Annotated in this window: 15 protein-coding genes; 1 reads left to right on the forward strand and 14 read right to left on the reverse strand. The window is 74.5% G+C overall.

Annotated features, from left to right (window positions below; translation table 11 throughout):
- Positions 1–44: 44 nt before the first annotated feature.
- From ccsB to hemB, 9 genes are all read right to left on the reverse strand, one after another.
- On the reverse strand, positions 45–1064 hold the full coding sequence (gene ccsB, locus ACQP04_RS33125) for a c-type cytochrome biogenesis protein CcsB (RefSeq protein ID WP_433504388.1): 1020 nt from the start codon (positions 1062–1064) through the stop codon (positions 45–47).
- Positions 1064–2728 carry a cytochrome c biogenesis protein ResB gene (gene resB, locus ACQP04_RS33130; protein WP_433504389.1) on the reverse strand — a complete coding sequence of 555 codons (1665 nt, stop codon included), beginning with the start codon at positions 2726–2728 and terminating at the stop codon, positions 1064–1066. The genes ccsB and resB overlap by 1 nt, the downstream gene beginning before the upstream one ends.
- Positions 2729–2751: 23 nt before the next feature.
- Positions 2752–3528, reverse strand: a complete 777-nt coding sequence (locus tag ACQP04_RS33135) for a cytochrome c biogenesis CcdA family protein (protein WP_433504390.1) — start codon at positions 3526–3528, stop codon at positions 2752–2754.
- A gap of 181 nt (positions 3529–3709) precedes the next feature.
- Positions 3710–4312 (reverse strand): TlpA family protein disulfide reductase, encoded by a 603-nt coding sequence (locus ACQP04_RS33140; protein ID WP_433504391.1) that lies wholly within the window; start codon positions 4310–4312, stop codon positions 3710–3712.
- Positions 4309–4989 (reverse strand): histidine phosphatase family protein, encoded by a 681-nt coding sequence (locus ACQP04_RS33145; protein ID WP_433504392.1) that lies wholly within the window; start codon positions 4987–4989, stop codon positions 4309–4311. The genes ACQP04_RS33140 and ACQP04_RS33145 overlap by 4 nt, the downstream gene beginning before the upstream one ends.
- A complete protein-coding gene (gene hemL, locus ACQP04_RS33150) occupies positions 4986–6308 on the reverse strand; it encodes a glutamate-1-semialdehyde 2,1-aminomutase (RefSeq protein ID WP_433504393.1) in 1323 nt (440 codons plus the stop codon). The genes ACQP04_RS33145 and hemL overlap by 4 nt, the downstream gene beginning before the upstream one ends.
- 65 nt (positions 6309–6373) lie before the next feature.
- The gene (locus tag ACQP04_RS33155; RefSeq protein WP_433504394.1) at positions 6374–7027 is read right to left on the reverse strand and encodes a hypothetical protein; all 654 of its coding nucleotides are present in this window, start codon (positions 7025–7027) and stop codon (positions 6374–6376) included.
- A 17-nt stretch (positions 7028–7044) separates the two neighbouring features.
- On the reverse strand, positions 7045–7335 hold the full coding sequence (locus tag ACQP04_RS33160) for a DUF4282 domain-containing protein (protein WP_037053007.1): 291 nt from the start codon (positions 7333–7335) through the stop codon (positions 7045–7047).
- Between the two features lie 4 nt (positions 7336–7339).
- Positions 7340–8314, reverse strand: a complete 975-nt coding sequence (hemB, locus tag ACQP04_RS33165) for a porphobilinogen synthase (protein ID WP_433504395.1) — start codon at positions 8312–8314, stop codon at positions 7340–7342.
- A 345-nt stretch (positions 8315–8659) separates the two neighbouring features.
- Here hemB and ACQP04_RS33170 point away from each other — a divergent pair, with 345 nt between their 5' ends.
- On the forward strand, positions 8660–9565 hold the full coding sequence (locus ACQP04_RS33170; protein WP_433504396.1) for a hypothetical protein: 906 nt from the start codon (positions 8660–8662) through the stop codon (positions 9563–9565).
- Between the two features lie 593 nt (positions 9566–10158).
- On the opposite strand, the gene ACQP04_RS33175 is transcribed toward ACQP04_RS33170, so the two are convergent.
- From ACQP04_RS33175 to ACQP04_RS33195, 5 genes are all read right to left on the reverse strand, one after another.
- Positions 10159–11700 carry a uroporphyrinogen-III synthase gene (locus ACQP04_RS33175; RefSeq protein WP_433504397.1) on the reverse strand — a complete coding sequence of 514 codons (1542 nt, stop codon included), beginning with the start codon at positions 11698–11700 and terminating at the stop codon, positions 10159–10161.
- The gene (gene hemC / locus ACQP04_RS33180) at positions 11697–12701 is read right to left on the reverse strand and encodes a hydroxymethylbilane synthase (protein WP_433504398.1); all 1005 of its coding nucleotides are present in this window, start codon (positions 12699–12701) and stop codon (positions 11697–11699) included. The genes ACQP04_RS33175 and hemC overlap by 4 nt, the downstream gene beginning before the upstream one ends.
- Complete coding sequence (locus ACQP04_RS33185) at positions 12698–14125, reverse strand: glutamyl-tRNA reductase (protein WP_433504399.1); 1428 nt, start codon at positions 14123–14125, stop codon at positions 12698–12700. The genes hemC and ACQP04_RS33185 overlap by 4 nt, the downstream gene beginning before the upstream one ends.
- Positions 14122–14907: a redox-sensing transcriptional repressor Rex gene (locus tag ACQP04_RS33190; RefSeq protein WP_433504400.1), complete on the reverse strand. Its 786-nt coding sequence runs from the start codon at positions 14905–14907 to the stop codon at positions 14122–14124. The genes ACQP04_RS33185 and ACQP04_RS33190 overlap by 4 nt, the downstream gene beginning before the upstream one ends.
- Before the next feature lie 310 nt (positions 14908–15217).
- Positions 15218–15889 carry a fasciclin domain-containing protein gene (locus ACQP04_RS33195; protein ID WP_433504401.1) on the reverse strand — a complete coding sequence of 224 codons (672 nt, stop codon included), beginning with the start codon at positions 15887–15889 and terminating at the stop codon, positions 15218–15220.
- Positions 15890–15981 lie beyond the last annotated feature (92 nt).

Consider the following 15981-nt stretch of genomic DNA (forward strand, 5'->3'; position numbering starts at 1 on the left):
GCCCGGTAGGGCGGGCGGAGCGCCCGTTCAGCCCCATTCCGGGGTCACCCCAGGCCCGCGTACGAGTGCAGGCCCGCCACCACCATGTTGATGAAGAACAGGTTGAAGATGATCGCGGCGAGGCCGAGGATGTTGATCCACGCCGCGCCCACGTGCCGCCAGCCCGCCGTGGCCCGGGCGTGCAGGTAGGCCGCGTAGATCACCCAGGCCACGAACGCGACCGTCTCCTTGGGGTCCCAGCCCCAGAACCGGCCCCAGGCCGCCTCGGCCCAGATCGCGCCGGCGATGACGGCGAAGGTGTACATCGGGAACGCGACGACGGTCACCCGGTACGCGAGCCGGTCCAGCACGTCGGCCTCGGGCAGCTTCGCCGTGAAACCGGCCGGCTTCCCGGCCCGCTTCATCAGGTACAGGATGCTCGCCACGCCCGGCACGAAGAACAGCCCCGAGGCCAGCGTGACCGTGGTGACGTGCACGGCCAGCCAGTACGACCGCAGCGCCGGGACCACGGGCGCGGCCTGCGCGTAGAGCACCGTGCCGGCCAAGAACATCAGGACCAGCACCGGGGCCAGCACGAACACGCCGAGCTTGCGCAGCCCGCGGGTGCGCTTCGAGGTCCGCTGCAGCACGACCAGCCACGCCACCATCGCCGCGAGGCACACCGCGGAGGTGAACTCGTACATGTTGCCGAGCGGCCAGCGCGTGGTCGCGAGCCCGCGCAGCACGATCGACCCGAGGTGCAGCAGGACGGCGAGGACGGTGAGCGAGACACCCATCCGGCCGAAGCGGTCCGCCCGCGACCGGGAGGGCTTCGGTGCCTTCGCCGCGGGCGGCGGGACGTCCGCGTTCTCCTCGCTGACCACGCCGAGGTCCGCGCTGCCCGTGCCGCGGGCGCCGACGGCGGCGGGCTCGTGCGCCGCCTCGGTCTCGGCGACCGCCGTACGCACCCGCGCCCGGCTCGACACGTACTCGACGGCGTAGAACACCATCGCGAGCACGTAGACCGTGAGCGCTCCCTTGAACAGCAGGTCGCTGTACTCGGAGAGCATCGGATCGACCGGCATCAGTCTCCACCGTTCCTCGTCGTCGCCGGCGCCGCCGCGTCCGTCGGCTCCAGCAGGTCCGCCCGCAGGCGGTCGAACTCCTCGCCGTACCCCGCCCGGTCGGTCCGGGCCAGCCCGCCCAGCTCGACCCGGCTGCGCGCCCGGCCGTCGGGCCCGTCGTCGGCCGGCACCACGCGCACCCAGAACCGCCGCCGCTTGATCGACAGCGACAGGCCCAGCCCGAGCAGGACCAGGATCGCGAACACCAGCACCGTGACCTGGCCCGGGTCGTGGCTGACCTGCAGCGCCACCCACTGGGTGACGTCGTCGAACCGGATCCGGGTGCCGTCGTCGAGCGTGATCTCCTGGCCCGGGACCATGTTCTCCCGCGCGACCCGGACCAGCTCGCCGGAGTCGACCTTCGACTGGTCGATCGAGAAGATCGACTGGCCGCGGCCGTCGTCGAGGCCGAGGTCGCCGCGCATGACGTCGACGGCCGCCTCGGGCGCGAGCAGGTCCGGATAGGTCGAGGTGACGACCTGCCCGCCCGAGCTCGTCGGCGCGAACAGCCCGGTGACCGCGATCGAGCTCTTCTGCCGGGTGGTGTCGTCGGCGATGCCGGGGCGCTCGAACTTGGTGGCGCCCTGGGACAGGTAGGTCGTGGTGTCCACCGGCTGCCACTGGATCTCGCCGGTGCGCTGCTGCCCGTCCGGCCAGGTCACCGTGAAGCGCGGGGCGTAGCCGTGGTTGAGCAGGTAGACGCGCTCGCCGTCGAGGCGCAGCGGGTGGTTCACCGCCAGCGTGTCCGGGCGCCACGTGGCGGTGTCGCCGGACCGGACGTCGTCGGCGGTCTGGTAGCCGAGCTCGGCGGTGTACTGCTCGGGCTGGCCGTTGGGCAGGTACTCCGCGGCGAACGAGTCGACCTTGATGCAGAAGGGCGCGAGGTCCGTGCCGTCGACGCGCAGGCCCGGGTTGAACGAGTCGTAGCCCAGGATCGAGGTGTTGCAGAACTGGCCGCCGTTCGCCAGCACGATGACCTGGCCCTCGTACCCGAACAGCTTGCCGACGGCGATCCCGACGAGCAGCCCGACCAGGCTGATGTGGAAGACGAGGTTGCCGGTCTCGCGCAGGAAGCCACGCTCGGCCGAGACGCTCCGGGCGCCGTCCTCGTCCCGCTCGGCCCGCCGCCAGCCCTTGAGCACGGTCCGGACCCGCCCGAGGACCTCGGCGGGCGTGCCGTCGACGACGCCCTCGGCGTGGTGCGGCATGCGGGCGAGGTTCCGCGGGGTGGCGACGGGCTTCTGCCGCATCGCGCGCAGGTACTCCAGCGACCGCGGGGTGAGGCAGCCGACGAGCGAGATCATCAGCAGCAGGTAGATCGCGGCGAACCAGGGCGTCGCGAAGATCTCGAAGGCGCCGACCTTGTCCAGCAGCGGGGCGAGCCGCGGGTAGTCGGCGAAGTACTGGTCGACGAGCTGCTGGTTGAGCGACCGCTGCGGCAGCAGCGCGCCCGGCAGCGAGGCCAGGGCCAGCAGGAACAGCAGCACCAGGGCGGTGCGCATGCTGGTGAGGCCGCGCCAGGCGTTGCGCAGCAGGGCGAGGACGGCGCGCCCGCCGCCGGGCCGGCGGGGTGGCTGCGGCGGCGACTCGGGTGGGGCGGGGGGCGCGGTGGGCGGGCTGCTCATCGGCGGTCACTCATGTCGGCGGCTCACAGGGCGGGGGTGAACCCGGCGACGGCGACCTGGAGCTGCGCGAGCAGGTTCCCCCACAGCCCGCTGACCAGCAGCGCGCCCACGGCCACCATCAGCACGCCGCCGGCGATCTGGATCGTGCGGGTGTGCCGGCGCAGCCAGCCCAGCGCGGAGACCGCGCGGGAGGCGCCGAGGGCGATGACGACGAAGGGCAGGCCGAGCCCGGCGCAGTAGGCGAGGGTGAGCACGACCCCGCGCAGCGACCCGCCGCCGGTACCGGCGGCGACCGCGACCACACCGGCCAGCGTCGGGCCGATGCAGGGGACCCAGCCCAGGCCGAACACCGCGCCCAGCAGCGGCGCGCCCCAGAGCCCGAGCTTCGGGACCCAGTGCACCCGGCGCTCGTTCTGCAGCACGGGGATGAGGCCGACGAACGCCAGCCCCATCACGATCATCACGATCCCGCCGACCCGCTGGAGGACCGCCTCGTTGCGCACGAGGACGTCGGCCAGCCAGACGACGCCGACCAGGATCGCCCCGAACACCACGGTGAACCCGGCGACGAACAGGGCGGCGGCCCCGGCGACCCGGAACCGGCCGCGGCGGTGCTCGCGGGCCTCCTCGCGCGAGACGGGCGGGGCGTCGGCGCCGACCAGCCCGGCCAGGTAGGCGAGGTAGCCGGGGACCAGCGGGACCACGCAGGGGGACGCGAAGCTGACGGCCCCCGCGAGAACGGCGACCACCGCTGCGACGAGCAGCGGGCCGCTGACCGCGAGGGTGGTCGACGCATCCATCACCGGACAGGGTATGTGCTGGACCCACGCACGGGCGCGTCGGGTTCTACAAGTCGTAGTGCAACGCCTCACGGCCCGCGTTGTGGACCCACAACGCGCACGAACCGGCTCCGGGGACGCGTGATGGATCCATACTGCGCTCGAGCCGCGGCCCGGAACGCGTCATGGATCCGTGGTGCGATCAGGAACCGGGCGTCGACGGGGCGGGTTCCTCGGCGGCGATCCGCTGCACCGTGCTCAGCAGGTCCGACGGGCGGATCTGCGTGAGGTAGACCGCGGCGACCCGGTGCTGCCGGTCCAGCACGATCGTCGACGGCACCACGTTGCGCGGGTAGCCGGACAGGGCGGCGAGCACCCGGCCGGGCTGGTCGAAGATCGAGTCGTAGGTCAGGTTCCGGTCGCGGACGAAGTCGCGGGCCGCGTCCCGGTCGTCGCGCACGTCGATGCCGAGCATCGCGACGCCGGCATCCTTCGTCTGCTGGGCCACGAACTCCAGGTCGGGGGCCTCTGCCCGGCACGGCCCGCACCATGAGCCCCAGATGTTGAGCACCACGACCTGGCCCGCGTGGTCCTGCAGCCCGACCGTCCGCCCGTCGTGGAGCAGCGACTCCCCCGACAGCTCCGGGACGACCCCGCGCGACGCCGGCGGGTCGTACATGATCGTCGTCTGCCCGTCGGGCGCGACGAACGTGAACTCCTGCTGACCGTTCGAGACGGCGTCCTTGCTGGTGGAGCAGCCCGCCAGGACGAGCAGCCCCAGCAGCAGCGGCAGGATCCGTCTCATGCGCCCGTCGCCGTCGGGTCGCTCGACCCGGCCGGCTCGCTGTAGCGCAGCCCGGTCACGGTGGTGCCGGTGAACTCGACGCTGGTCAGCGAGGCGAGCGCGCACTGCCGCGAGCGCGGGTCGTGCCAGAGCCGCTGGCCCAGCAGGTAGCGGCGCAGCGTCCAGATCGGCAGCTGGTGGGACACGCACACGGCCTCGTGCCCCTCCGCCAGCGCGCGGGCGCGGTGCACGGCGCCGAACATCCGGTGCGCGATCTTGAGGTACGGCTCGCCCCAGGACGGGGTGAACGGGTCCCGCATCAGCCGCCAGTTCGCCGGCCGGCGGAGCGCCCCGTCGCCGACGCCGAACCGCTCCCCCTCGAACAGGTTCCCGGACTCGATCAGGCCGTCCTCGGTCACGACGTCCAGGCCGTGCGACTTCGCGATCGGCGTGGCCGTCTCCTGCGCCCGCTGCAGGGGCGACGCGACGACGGCGGCGATGTCCTCGTCGGTCAGCGCGTCGGCCACCAGCTCGGCCTGTGCGCGGCCGTCGTCGGACAGCCGGAAGCCCGGGATGCGCCCGTAGAGGATGCCGTCGGGGTTGTGCACCTTCCCGTGCCGCAGCAGGTGGACGACGGTCCGGGGCCCGGTGGCCTCGGGCGAGGTGCGGTCCCCGCCGGGGAAGGGCTGGGTGCTCACGCCGGCTGCACCGCGGCGGCCGCCGCCCGCGCCGCGTCGGGCAGCGCCTTCTCGATCACGGCGAAGGTGTCGTCGTCGAGCGCGGCCGACACGAACCAGGCCTCGAAGTTGCTGGGCGGCGCGTAGACCCCGCGCTCCAGCAGGGCGTGGAAGAAGGGCGGGAAGCGCCAGGTCTGCGCGGCCTTGGCGGTCTCGTAGTCGACGACCTCGTCCTCGGTGAAGAAGATCGAGAACATGTTCCCGGCCGTCTGGACCCGGTGCGGCACGCCCGCCTCGCGCAGCGCCCCGCCGATCATGCCGACCAGGCGCTCGGCGTTGGCGTCGAGCGCGTCGTAGACGGCCTTGTCGGCCTGGCGCAGGGTGGCGAGCCCGGCGGCGACGGCGACGGGGTTCCCGGACAGCGTGCCCGCCTGGTAGACCGGCCCGGCCGGGGCGAGGTGGGCCATGTGCGCGGCCGGCCCGCCGAAGGCCGCGGCCGGCAGCCCGCCGGACATGACCTTGCCGAAGGTGTAGAGGTCGCCGGCCACGCCCTCGAGCCCGAACCAGCCGGCGGGCGAGACGCGGAAGCCGGTCATCACCTCGTCGATCACCAGCAGGGCGCCGTGCTCGCGGGTGATGTCGCGCAGCCCCTGGTTGAAGCCCGGGCGCGGCGCGACGGCGCCCATGTTGCCCGCCGCGGCCTCGGTGATCACGCAGGCGATCTCGCTGCCCCGCTCGGCGAAGACCTGCCGGACCGCCTCCAGGTCGTTGTACGGCACGACGACGGTGTCGCCGGCCTGCGCGCCGGTGACCCCCGGGCTGGTGGGCAGGCCCAGGGTGGCGACGCCCGAGCCGGCCTGGGCGAGCAGCGCGTCGACGTGGCCGTGGTAGCAGCCGGCGAACTTCACGAGGACCGTGCGCCCGGTGATGCCGCGGGCCAGCCGGATCGCGCTCATCACGGCCTCGGTGCCCGAGTTCACCAGCCGCACCTGCTCGACCGGCGCGACGCGGTCGATGATCGCCTCGGCCAGCTCGATCTCGGCCGGCGTCGGTGCCCCGAACGAGAGACCGGAGCCGGCGGCCGAGCGCACGGCGTCGACGACGGCGGGGTGCGCGTGCCCGAGGATCATCGGGCCCCACGAGGAGACCAGGTCGACGTAGCGGAGGCCGTCCGCGTCCGTCAGCCAGGGGCCCTGGGCCGAGACCATGAAGCGCGGCGTGCCGCCGACCGAGTTGAACGCGCGGACCGGCGAGTTGACGCCGCCCGGGATCACCTCGGCGGCGCGGGCGAACAGGCCCGCGGAGACCTCGGGCGTGATCGGGGTGAAGGGGGCACTCACGGCCTCCAGTCTCACATCCGCGCCGCGCACCGGCCCGCGGGGTCGGTCTCTCCGTCCGGCGCCGGTCAGCGCCGCGCGGCGAACCACTCCGCGGACGGCCGCAGGAACATCAGCACCACGCCGACGACGGCGAGCACCACCGGCGCGAGCACGACCAGCGACGACGCGCCGCCACCGAGGTTGAGCAGCAGGAACCCGCAGAACAGGACGGTGAGCGCGGTGGTGGCGATGCGCCCCCACGACTTGCCGGCGAACGCGGCGACCGCCATGCCGATGTAGACGAGGGCGAGCACCGCGACCAGCGCGAGCAGCAGCCGGACCGCCTGCAGGAACTGGTCGAACGAGACGTTGTACTGGGTGAGCATGGCGTCGAGCCCCAGCTCCGGTGGGAACATGTCCTGGCTGATCGGCACGAACAGCCCGAGCACGCCGAACACCAGGAACGGCACCGCGCTCAGCACGAGCAGGACCAGCGCGCCGATCATCGTGGCCGGTCGCCGGACCTGCCGCGGCTCCTCGGCCGCCGGGGCCGGGTCCTGCGAGTACGGGCTGTAGGCGTACTGACCGGACTGCGGGGCGTCGCCGGAGGGCGTGTTCGGCGGCGGCCCGCCCTGGGGGCCGCCGTGCGGGTACGGGTTCTGCGGGTACTGCGCGTACTGACCCGTCGAGGGTCCGCTCGGGTAGTAGCGGGGTCCCTCACCCTGGCTGCCGGTGCTCACGGTGACCACGGTACCGGTCAGCCCCGGCGGTGGACGTCCTCCGACAGACGGACCACCGCCGCCACGAACTCCAGGGTCACCCGCAGCAGGAGCAGCGCGAACACCGCGACCACCCCGCCGGCGACGAGCGCCGCGACGCCCAGCCCGAAGCCCCGCACGAAGAACCCGATGACGCCCGCGACGTAGCACAGCGCGGTCAGCACGATGCCCACGACGTAGACGAACTTGACGACCGACGGCGTCGCGAACCGCTCGAAGTTCAGGTCGGTGAGGGCGCCGAGGACGCCGGGCTCCTGGTGGGTCCGCATGGGATCAGTCCAGCAGACCCGCCACCTCGGTCGCCCAGTAGGTCAGCACCACGTCCGCGCCGGCGCGGCGCAGCGAGGTCAGCGTCTCGACGATCGTCCGCTCCCGCTCCAGCCAGCCCTGCGCGGCAGCGGCCTCGATCATCGCGTACTCGCCGGAGACCTGGTACGCGGCGACCGGGACGTCGGCGCTGTCGGCGACGGTCCGCAGCACGTCGAGGTACGGCAGGGCCGGCTTGACCATCACCATGTCCGCGCCCTCGTCGAGGTCGAGCGCGAGCTCGCGCAGCGCCTCCCGGAGGTTCGCGCCGTCCTGCTGGTAGGTCTTCCGGTCGCCCTTCAGCTGGCTCTCGACGGCCTCGCGGAACGGCCCGTAGAACGCGCTGGCGTACTTCGCGGTGTAGGCGAGGATGCCGGTGTCGGCGAAGCCTGCCTCGTCGAGCGCCTCGCGGATCACGCCGACCTGGCCGTCCATCATCCCGCTGGGCCCCACGACATGGGCGCCGGACTCGGCCTGCACCACGCCCATCCGTGCGTAGACCTCGAGGGTGGCGTCGTTGTCGACGCAGCCGCGCTCGTCGACGATGCCGCAGTGGCCGTGGTCGGTGAACTCGTCCAGACAGAGGTCGGACATGATCACCGTGGAGTCGCCCAGCTCGGCCCGCAGGTCCCGCAGCGCGACGTTGAGGATCCCCTCCGGGTCGGTCGCCCCCGACCCGACGGCGTCGTGGTGCTGCGGGACGCCGAACAGCATGATCCCGCCGACACCCGCCTGCACGGCCTCGGTGGCCGCCTTGCGCAGGGTGTCCCGGCTGTGCTGGACGACCCCCGGCATGGACGAGATCGGCACCGGCTCCGCGACGCCCTCCTTGACGAACATCGGCAGGACCAGGTGCCGGGGCCGCAGCTCGGTCTCGGCCACCAGCCTGCGCAGCGCCGGGGTGGAACGCAGCCGGCGGGGACGCTGGGCGGGATAGGCCATGGGGCCAGGGTACGACCGGGAGAGTACGGGCCGTCGCGCGGTCCCGCGGTGCGCCCGAGGCCGATTTACCCTGCACGAACGGCACTTTCGTGCGGACCTAGCGCACGGTGCCGTTCGTGCGGAGGGGGCCGGAAGAGGCGCGGCGTGGGCGGGCGTGGCCGTCCGGTCGCGGCGTGCGACGGGGTCGGCCGTGACCCTTCGCGTGCGGCCGGGGCGAGCGGAGGAAGATCGACTGTTGCCGCAGGTCCAGCCCCATGAGGCCGGGCGGAGCAGTGCGTCGACCGGGGACCTCGCGAGGGCGGGGCCGGTGACGGAGAGTGTCACCCGATGCGGCATATTGCGCGCGTGACCAAACCGGGACGCAGCGTCATCGCCCTCCTTCTCGATCGATCCAGCTCGCTCGGCCCGCTCCGCGACGACGTGCGTGCCGCGACCGCCCACCTCCTCGCGCACCAGGCCGGGCTGCCCGGTGAGGTCGAGGTCTACCTGACCACCACCGGCCGCCGCGCCGGCAAGCTCCGCGGGGGCATCCCGGCCACCGACGCGGCCGTGCCGAAGCTCCGCGGCCGCAGCACCGAGGCGGTCCGCGACTCGCTCGGCGCCCTGGTCAGCGGCCTCGGCCGGTCCCTCGCCGGCATGCCGGAGCAGGAGCGGCCCACCCGGGTGTTCGTCGTGCTCGTCACCGGCGGCACCGACGCGGGCAGCGCCACCTGGGGTCCCGACGAGCTGCGCGATCTCATCGCCGCGCAGGAGCGGGACTACGCCTGGGAGGTCGTCACGGTCACCGTCGCCGAGCACGCCGGGCTCGCGCCGTGGGGCGCCGGGCACCGGTCGCTGGGCGTGGCCCCGCGGGGCGACTGCGTCCGCGCCGCGATCGCCGCCGCGTCGGAGTACATCGGCCGCGCCCGGGCCGCCGGCCCGTGGGAGCCCGTCGCCGGGATCTCGCAGGAGGAGCGGTGGGCGGCCTACCCGCCGGACTTCCACGCGGTCCCCGAGGCACCGGCCGACACCGCTGCGGCCCCCGCGGAGATCACCGCCGAAGCGCCCGTCGTGGCGCCCGCCGACACCACCGCTCAGGCCCCGGCCGAGGCCACGGTCGGCACCACCCCCGCCGCACCGGTCGACGACGCCCCCACCGAGGCCATCCCGGTCCTCACCGCGCAGCGCCTGGCCGAGGCCGACCGCGCTGCCGCCGCGGAGCGTCGCCGCTGGTGGGACCGCTTCCGCAAGCCCGCCACCGTCGGCTCCTGACGTCCGGCTCGCGGGCGGGTCCGGCCGCCCGCGAGCCGCGTCCCGCCCCCGGCGACACCGGCGCCGGCACGATCCATCCGATCGGCACTCGATGACACCGGGCGCCAACAAGATCGATCTCGGCGTCACAAGACGGTTGCCCGGACGACGCTCCCGTACCTCTCGTCCGCGGTGATCGATCCGATCGTCACGCGAGCGTCACCGCCGCAGCGCTCGCGTCCCGGTCGCAACGATCCTGTGGTGGGCGGGCTTGCCGCCGTGATCGATCCGGGCGTCACGGCAACGTCCCGGCGGCAGCGCTCGCGTCCCGGTCGCAACGATCATGGGGCGGACGCGCCGGGCCGGACACGCATCCCATATCGCCCACCAGCGGGATCAGCCGACCGGAGCTCGATCCCCTCGGCACGCACCGAACCATCGGCGCCGTCGTTGACCCCGACAACCGCTCGGCCGCGGTGCCTGCGCCCCGCACACACCGTCGGCCCCTCGCACCCATCGCGGAACGTGTGTGCGAGGGGCCGACCCTGTGTGCGAGCCGCGCCAGAACGCCGAGAGGGCCGCACCCGACCGGGTGCGGCCCTCTCCGTCACCGATCAGCGGCGGCGCGCCTTCACCTTCTTCGGCGGCGGCAGCGCGCCCTCGGCGCGGAGCTTGGCGGCGTGCGCGGCCAGGGCGTCGACCAGGGTGGGCACCCGGGCCTCCTCCGGCTGGACGTCGACGCGCAGGCCGAACTCCCGGGCCGTCTCGGCGGTGGCCGGGCCGATGCAGGCGACCAACGTGCGCGCGTGCGGCTTGCCTGCGATGCCCACCAGGTTCCGGACGGTCGACGACGAGGTGAAGCACACCGCGTCGAACCCGCCGGTCTTGATGGCCTCGCGGATCGGCGCGGGCGGCGGGGCGGCGCGCACGGTGCGGTAGGCGGTGACGTCGTCGATCTCCCAGCCGCGCTCGGTCAGGCCCGCAGCGAGGGTCTCGGTGGCGATGTCGGCCCGCGGCAGCAGGACGCGGTCGACCGGGTCGAGGATGTCGTCGTGTGGCGGGAACAGCTCGAGCAGGCCCTCGGAGGTGGAGCTCTGCGCCTCGTTCACGTCCGGCACCAGCTCGGGCACGATGCCGAACTCGCGCACCTTCTCGGCGGTCGCGGTGCCGACGCAGGCGATCTTCACGCCGGAGAAGGCGCGGGCGTCGAGACCGAACTCGGCGAACTTCTCCCAGATCGCGCGCACCGCGTTGGTCGAGGTGAAGACGACCCAGGCGTACCGGCCGTCGACCAGGCCCTTGACCGCGCGCTCCATCTGCGTGGGCGAGCGCGGCGGCTCGACGGCGATGGTCGGGACCTCCTCGGGGATGGCCCCGTGCATCCGCAGCCGGTCGCTCATCACGCCCGCCTGGTCCTTGGTGCGCGGCACCAGGACCCGCCAGCCGTACAGCGCGCGGGACTCCCACCAGGACAGGTCCGCCCGGGAGGCGACCTCGGCGCCGATGGTGAGGACCAGCGAGCCCTCGAGGTCGGCGGCGTCGGAGGCCATCGACCCGATGGTCGTGGTGACCGTCTTCTGCGTGGACTCCGTGCCGTGCGCGGTGACCGCGACGGGGGTGTCGGCCGGGCGGCCCTGCGCGGTGAGCGCGGACGCGACCTCGGCGAGGTGCGCGGCGGCGGCCTGCAGCACGAGCGTGCCGGGCGCGCCGGCCAGCGCGGCCCAGTCGACGCCGGCGCGGACGTCCGCCTCGACGTGCGCGGACCCGAGCGGGACGCCGGCGTAGGCGGGGACGGCGGTGCCGGCCGCGACGCCGGGCACGACGTCGAACGCCACGCCCTCCGCGGCCACGGCGCGCGCCTCGGCCACCACGGCGTCGAGGGTCAGCGGGTCGCCGGCGACGAGGCGCACGACCGGGCGCCCGGCGCGGGCCTCGGCGAGGAGGTCGCCCGCGACGTCCGCGGGCTGCCCGACGGCCGGCCGGACCTCGGCGCCCTCGGCGACCAGCGCGAGGACGGCCTCGGGCACGTCCGGGTCGTTGACGACCAGCGGCGCGGAGGCGAGCACCTCCTTGGCGCGCACGGTCAGCAGGCCGGGATCACCCGGGCCGCTGCCCACGAAGGCGATCCGACCGGCGGTCGGCGGTGTGCGAGTCATTCTCCAGCTCCCGATCCAGCGGTTCCCGAGGCACCGCGCGCTGCCGGCCGCGGCAGGTCGTCGGCGCCCATGTCGAGCAGCTCGTGCGCGAGGGCCGCCCCGAGCTTCTCGGCGTTGTCCATGTCTCCGGTGGCGGACGCACGCAGCAGCGCGCCGTCGCCCACCTCTCCGATCCCCACGACCGCGCGCAGCGACAGCCGCTCCACCACGCGGCCGGCGTCGTCGAGGTCCTCGACGACGTCCGCGTGCGCGGCCACCGGTGCGCTGCAGCCGGCCTCGAGGGTGGCGAGCACCGCGCGCTCGGCGGTGACCGCCGCGCGCACGCCCGCGTCGTCGAGCGTCGCGGCGAGGAAGCGGGCCAGCTCCTCGTCCTCCGCCCGGCACTCGATCGCCAGTGCGCCCTGCGCGGGGGCGGGCAGCATCTGCAGGGGGTCGAGCAGTTCGCTCGCCTCCTCCACGCGACCGAGCCTGCGCAGCCCCGCGGCCGCGACGACGACGCCGTCGAGCTCGCCGGAGGTCACCTTGCCGATCCGGGTGTCCACGTTGCCCCGGATCGGGACGACCTCCAGTCCCAGCCCGAGCGCGTGCAGCTGCACGGCCCGCCGCGGCGAGCCGGTGCCGATCCGCGACCCGGCGGACAGCTCGCCGAGCACCCGGCCGTCCCGGGCCACCAGCGCGTCGCGCGGGTCCTCGCGCGCCGGCACCGCGGCCAGGGTCAGCCGCGGGTCCGGCGTGGTCGGCAGGTCCTTGTAGGAGTGCACGGCGACGTCGACCTCGCCGGCCACGAGCGCCTCCCGCAGCTGCGAGACGAACACCCCGACGCCGAGCTGGGCGATCGGCGCCGACGAGCGGTCGCCCGTGGTGTGCACGTCGACGAGCTCGGCGGGCCGCCCGGCGGCGCGGATCAGGTCCGCGACCTGGCCGGACTGGGCCACGGCGAGCCGGCTCGGCCGGGTGCCGACGCGGAGGGTGCGGTGGGTGCTGTCGGACACGGCGCTCACCGGTCGCCCTCGGTCCCGAGACCGGCGTCGGCGCCCTCGGGGCCCACCCGGCGCAGCGGCGCCTCGAGGGCCGCGGCGACGTCGTGGCCGCTGAGGGGCTGGTCCACCGTGCCCGCGACGGCGGCGGGCTTCTGCGGGTCGAGCTCGAACAGCGTGCGCAGCGCGGCGGCGTAGCTGTCCCCGTCCGGGCCCTCGGCCAGCTTCTTGACCTGCACGGTCGGGGTGTGCAGCAGCTTGTCGACGACGCGCCGGACGGTCCGGGTGAACTCGTCGCGGACGTCGTCGGACAGCTCGGGCAGCCGCGACGACAGCCGCAGCAGCTCGGCGTCGACCACCTCGGAGGCGCGCCGGCGCAGCGCGGTGACGGTCGGCGTGACCTCCGCGGACCGCTGCGCGGCCAGGTAGTTCTGGGCCTCCTCGGCCACCAGGTCGCGGGCCGCGGCCACGGCGTCGGCGGCCCCGCCCGGGTCGTCGCGGACGAGCCGGCGCTGCAGCGCGATGAGGTCGACGACGGTCACGCCCTCGATCTCGGCGACGGCCGGGTCGACGTCCCGGGGCAGGCCGAGGTCGCACACCACGAGCGGGCGGGTGCGACCCGCCGTGCCGGCCTCGACCGCGGCGCGCTCGACGACCGTGCCGATCGCGCCGGTGCAGGCGACCAGCAGGTCGGCGTCGGCCACGGCGGCGGGCAGCTCGTCGAGCAGCCCGGCGCGCGCCGGGACGCCCTGCTCGGCGCTCTTCTGCGCGAGCCGCTCGGCCCGCTCGGCGGACCGGTTGAGCACGGTGATCCCGGTGGCGCCGGCGCGGCGGAGGTGGGCGGCGGCCAGCGCGCCCATCGCCCCGGCCCCGACGATCACGGCGCGGGCGCCGGTCAGCTCGCCGTCGGCGTACCCGAGGACGGTCGACGCGTCCCGCAGCGCCTCGGACACGACGGAGGCGCCGGCGGCGTCGATGCCCGTGCTGGCGTGCACCCGCTTCCCGACGCGCAGCGCCTGCTGGGCGAGCTCGTGCAGGACGCGGCCGACGGTGCCGGCCTCGTCCGCGGTCGCGTACGCCTGGCGCAGCTGGCCGAGGATCTGCGACTCGCCGACGACCATCGAGTCCAGCCCGGCGGCGACCGAGAACAGGTGCTGCACGGCGGAGCCGGCGTAGTGCACGAAGAAGTGCTCGGTGAGGTCCTGCAGCGGCAGTCCGGAGTGCCGGCCGAGCACCTCGGAGACGTCCGCGAGCCCGCCGTGGAAGGCGTCGACGACCGCGTAGACCTCGACCCGGTTGCAGGTCGAGAGCAGGGTCACCTCGCTCACGTGCGGGCACCGCACCATCTCGTCGAGGAGCTTGGGCACGTCGTCCGCGGACACCGCGACCTTCTCCAGGACGTCGACGGGCGCACTCCGGTGCGAGAGGCCCACGACGAGAACACTCATGAGAGCGGCACCGCCGATCCGTTGCGACCGTTCACGACCCGGGCGACGGCCGGGACGTCTGTGCTGATACCCCCGGCGGCGGCGTTCCCACGTCCCGCGACGTGGAAGGCCAGCACCTGCAGCTCGACGGCGAGGTCCACCTTGCGGACCTCGACCTCCTCGGGGACCTGCAGGACCGTGGGGGCGAAGTTGAGGATGGAGCGCACGCCCGCCGCGACCAGCTGGTCGCACACGCTCTGCGCGGCCTGCGCCGGGGTCGCGATCATGCCGATCGTGACGCCCGCGGCGGGGCACTCCGTGGGGATGTCGCGCACGTGCTTGACGACGATCCCGTTGATCTTGATCCCGACGAGGTCGGGGTCGACGTCGAACAGCGCGGTCACGGGGAAGCCGCGGCCGCCGAAGCCGCCGTAGCCCGCCAGCGCGTGGCCGAGGTTGCCGACGCCGACGAGCGCCACGGCCTGCGGGTGGTCGAGCCCGAGCACCCGCTCGAGCTCGTGCTGCAGCGAGGCCACGTCGTACCCCACGCCGCGGATGCCGTAGCTGCCGATGTGGCTGAGGTCCTTGCGCAGCTTCGCCGAGTTGACGCCGGCGACGGACGCGAGCTCCTCGCTGGAGACGGTCTCGGCGCCGCCCTCGGCGAGCTGGCCGAGCACCCGCAGGTACACCGCGAGCCGGGTGACCGTCGCCTCCGGGATGGCCTTGAGGGTGCGGCCGGAGGAGTTCTCGGGGGTGTCGGGGGTCTCGGCGGTCGAGGAGTCGGCCTGCGGCGGCAACGTCACGCGGCGGCTCCTCGGGCGTCGTGCTCGTCCTGATGGGGCCGCGGCCGGGACGACGGCGGCCTGCGCGACCGGCGCTGCCCGCCCGGACTGGAGCCGGTCGGGTCGTTCGGTGGCGACGCCCGTCCACGGTAGTCGCTCGTGAAGGCGTGCACAAAGTTGCGATCTTGGTCCCGGACGTGCTCCGGGCGCGCCCGGCGCGCGCGGACCGGTGGTCGTCCGGTACCGGCCGTTCACCGCGCCGGACCGCCCCGCACGTGTCGTACGACACGCCCGGGGCGGTGACGGTCAGGGGTGCGCCCCGGATGCCGGGTCAGGCCTGCGGCAGGAGCACCGAGTCGATCATGAAGACCGTCCCGTTGCCGGTCGGGATGTTCCCGCAGAGGACGTTCGCGGGGGTGCCGGAGCCGCCCGCGACGGTCATCTCCTCGCCCGTCCCGCCGATCCGCACCGTGCCGCCCGCGAGCTCGGTCGAGGTGCCGGCGGCCCGCAGCTCCTCGGCGCTCTGCCGGGTGCCGGACACGTGGTACTGCACCAGCCCGGCGAGCCGGGCCGGGTCGGCCTGCAGGGCCGCGACCTGCTCCGGGGAGAGCTTGGCGAAGGCCTCGTTCGTCGGGGCGAAGAGCGTGACGCCGGGCGCGGCGTTGAGCGCCTCGGTGAGGTTCGCCCGGCCGATCAGCGCGGTCAGCGTGGTGAGCTGCGGGTTCGTCTCGACGGCGGCCGCGACCGGGGCCAGCGACATGCTGGACAGGGAGCCGGGGTCGTCGCCGGTGGGCAGCGAGGCGCAGCCCGGGCCGAAGACCTCCAGGGCGTTCGTGCTGCCCGGGCCCGGCGCCGGGGTCAGCGGACCCTTCGCGGCGACGGTGGGCACGGGCGGCACGTCCGTCGCGGTGGACGGTTCCTGGGCGGGCGCGGAACACGCCCCCAGCACGACGACGGCGGCGGCGACCGCTCCGAGGGTGACCAGACGCTGGATGCTGCGCACGACATCTCTCCTTCCCGGGGTCTGCCCATGCCTAACGTGTCCGCCGCCGGCACGCCCGTCCGGCGGGATCACGATCAGGTCTCGGCGCCCGG

The sequence above is a fragment of the Pseudonocardia halophobica genome (assembly GCF_050948485.1).
Lineage (GTDB): Bacteria > Actinomycetota > Actinomycetes > Mycobacteriales > Pseudonocardiaceae > Pseudonocardia > Pseudonocardia halophobica.

Coding starts and splice junctions, on each gene's coding strand:
- hemB (WP_433504395.1), bottom strand. CDS start 8,314: ATGGCCTATCCCGCCCAGCGTCCCCGCCGGCTGCGTTCCACCCCGGCG.
- ACQP04_RS33185 (WP_433504399.1), bottom strand. CDS start 14,125: ATGAGTGTTCTCGTCGTGGGCCTCTCGCACCGGAGTGCGCCCGTCGAC.
- ACQP04_RS33160 (WP_037053007.1), bottom strand. CDS start 7,335: ATGCGGACCCACCAGGAGCCCGGCGTCCTCGGCGCCCTCACCGACCTG.
- ACQP04_RS33140 (WP_433504391.1), bottom strand. CDS start 4,312: ATGAGACGGATCCTGCCGCTGCTGCTGGGGCTGCTCGTCCTGGCGGGC.
- ACQP04_RS33135 (WP_433504390.1), bottom strand. CDS start 3,528: ATGGATGCGTCGACCACCCTCGCGGTCAGCGGCCCGCTGCTCGTCGCA.
- ccsB (WP_433504388.1), bottom strand. CDS start 1,064: ATGCCGGTCGATCCGATGCTCTCCGAGTACAGCGACCTGCTGTTCAAG.
- resB (WP_433504389.1), bottom strand. CDS start 2,728: ATGAGCAGCCCGCCCACCGCGCCCCCCGCCCCACCCGAGTCGCCGCCG.
- ACQP04_RS33175 (WP_433504397.1), bottom strand. CDS start 11,700: ATGACTCGCACACCGCCGACCGCCGGTCGGATCGCCTTCGTGGGCAGC.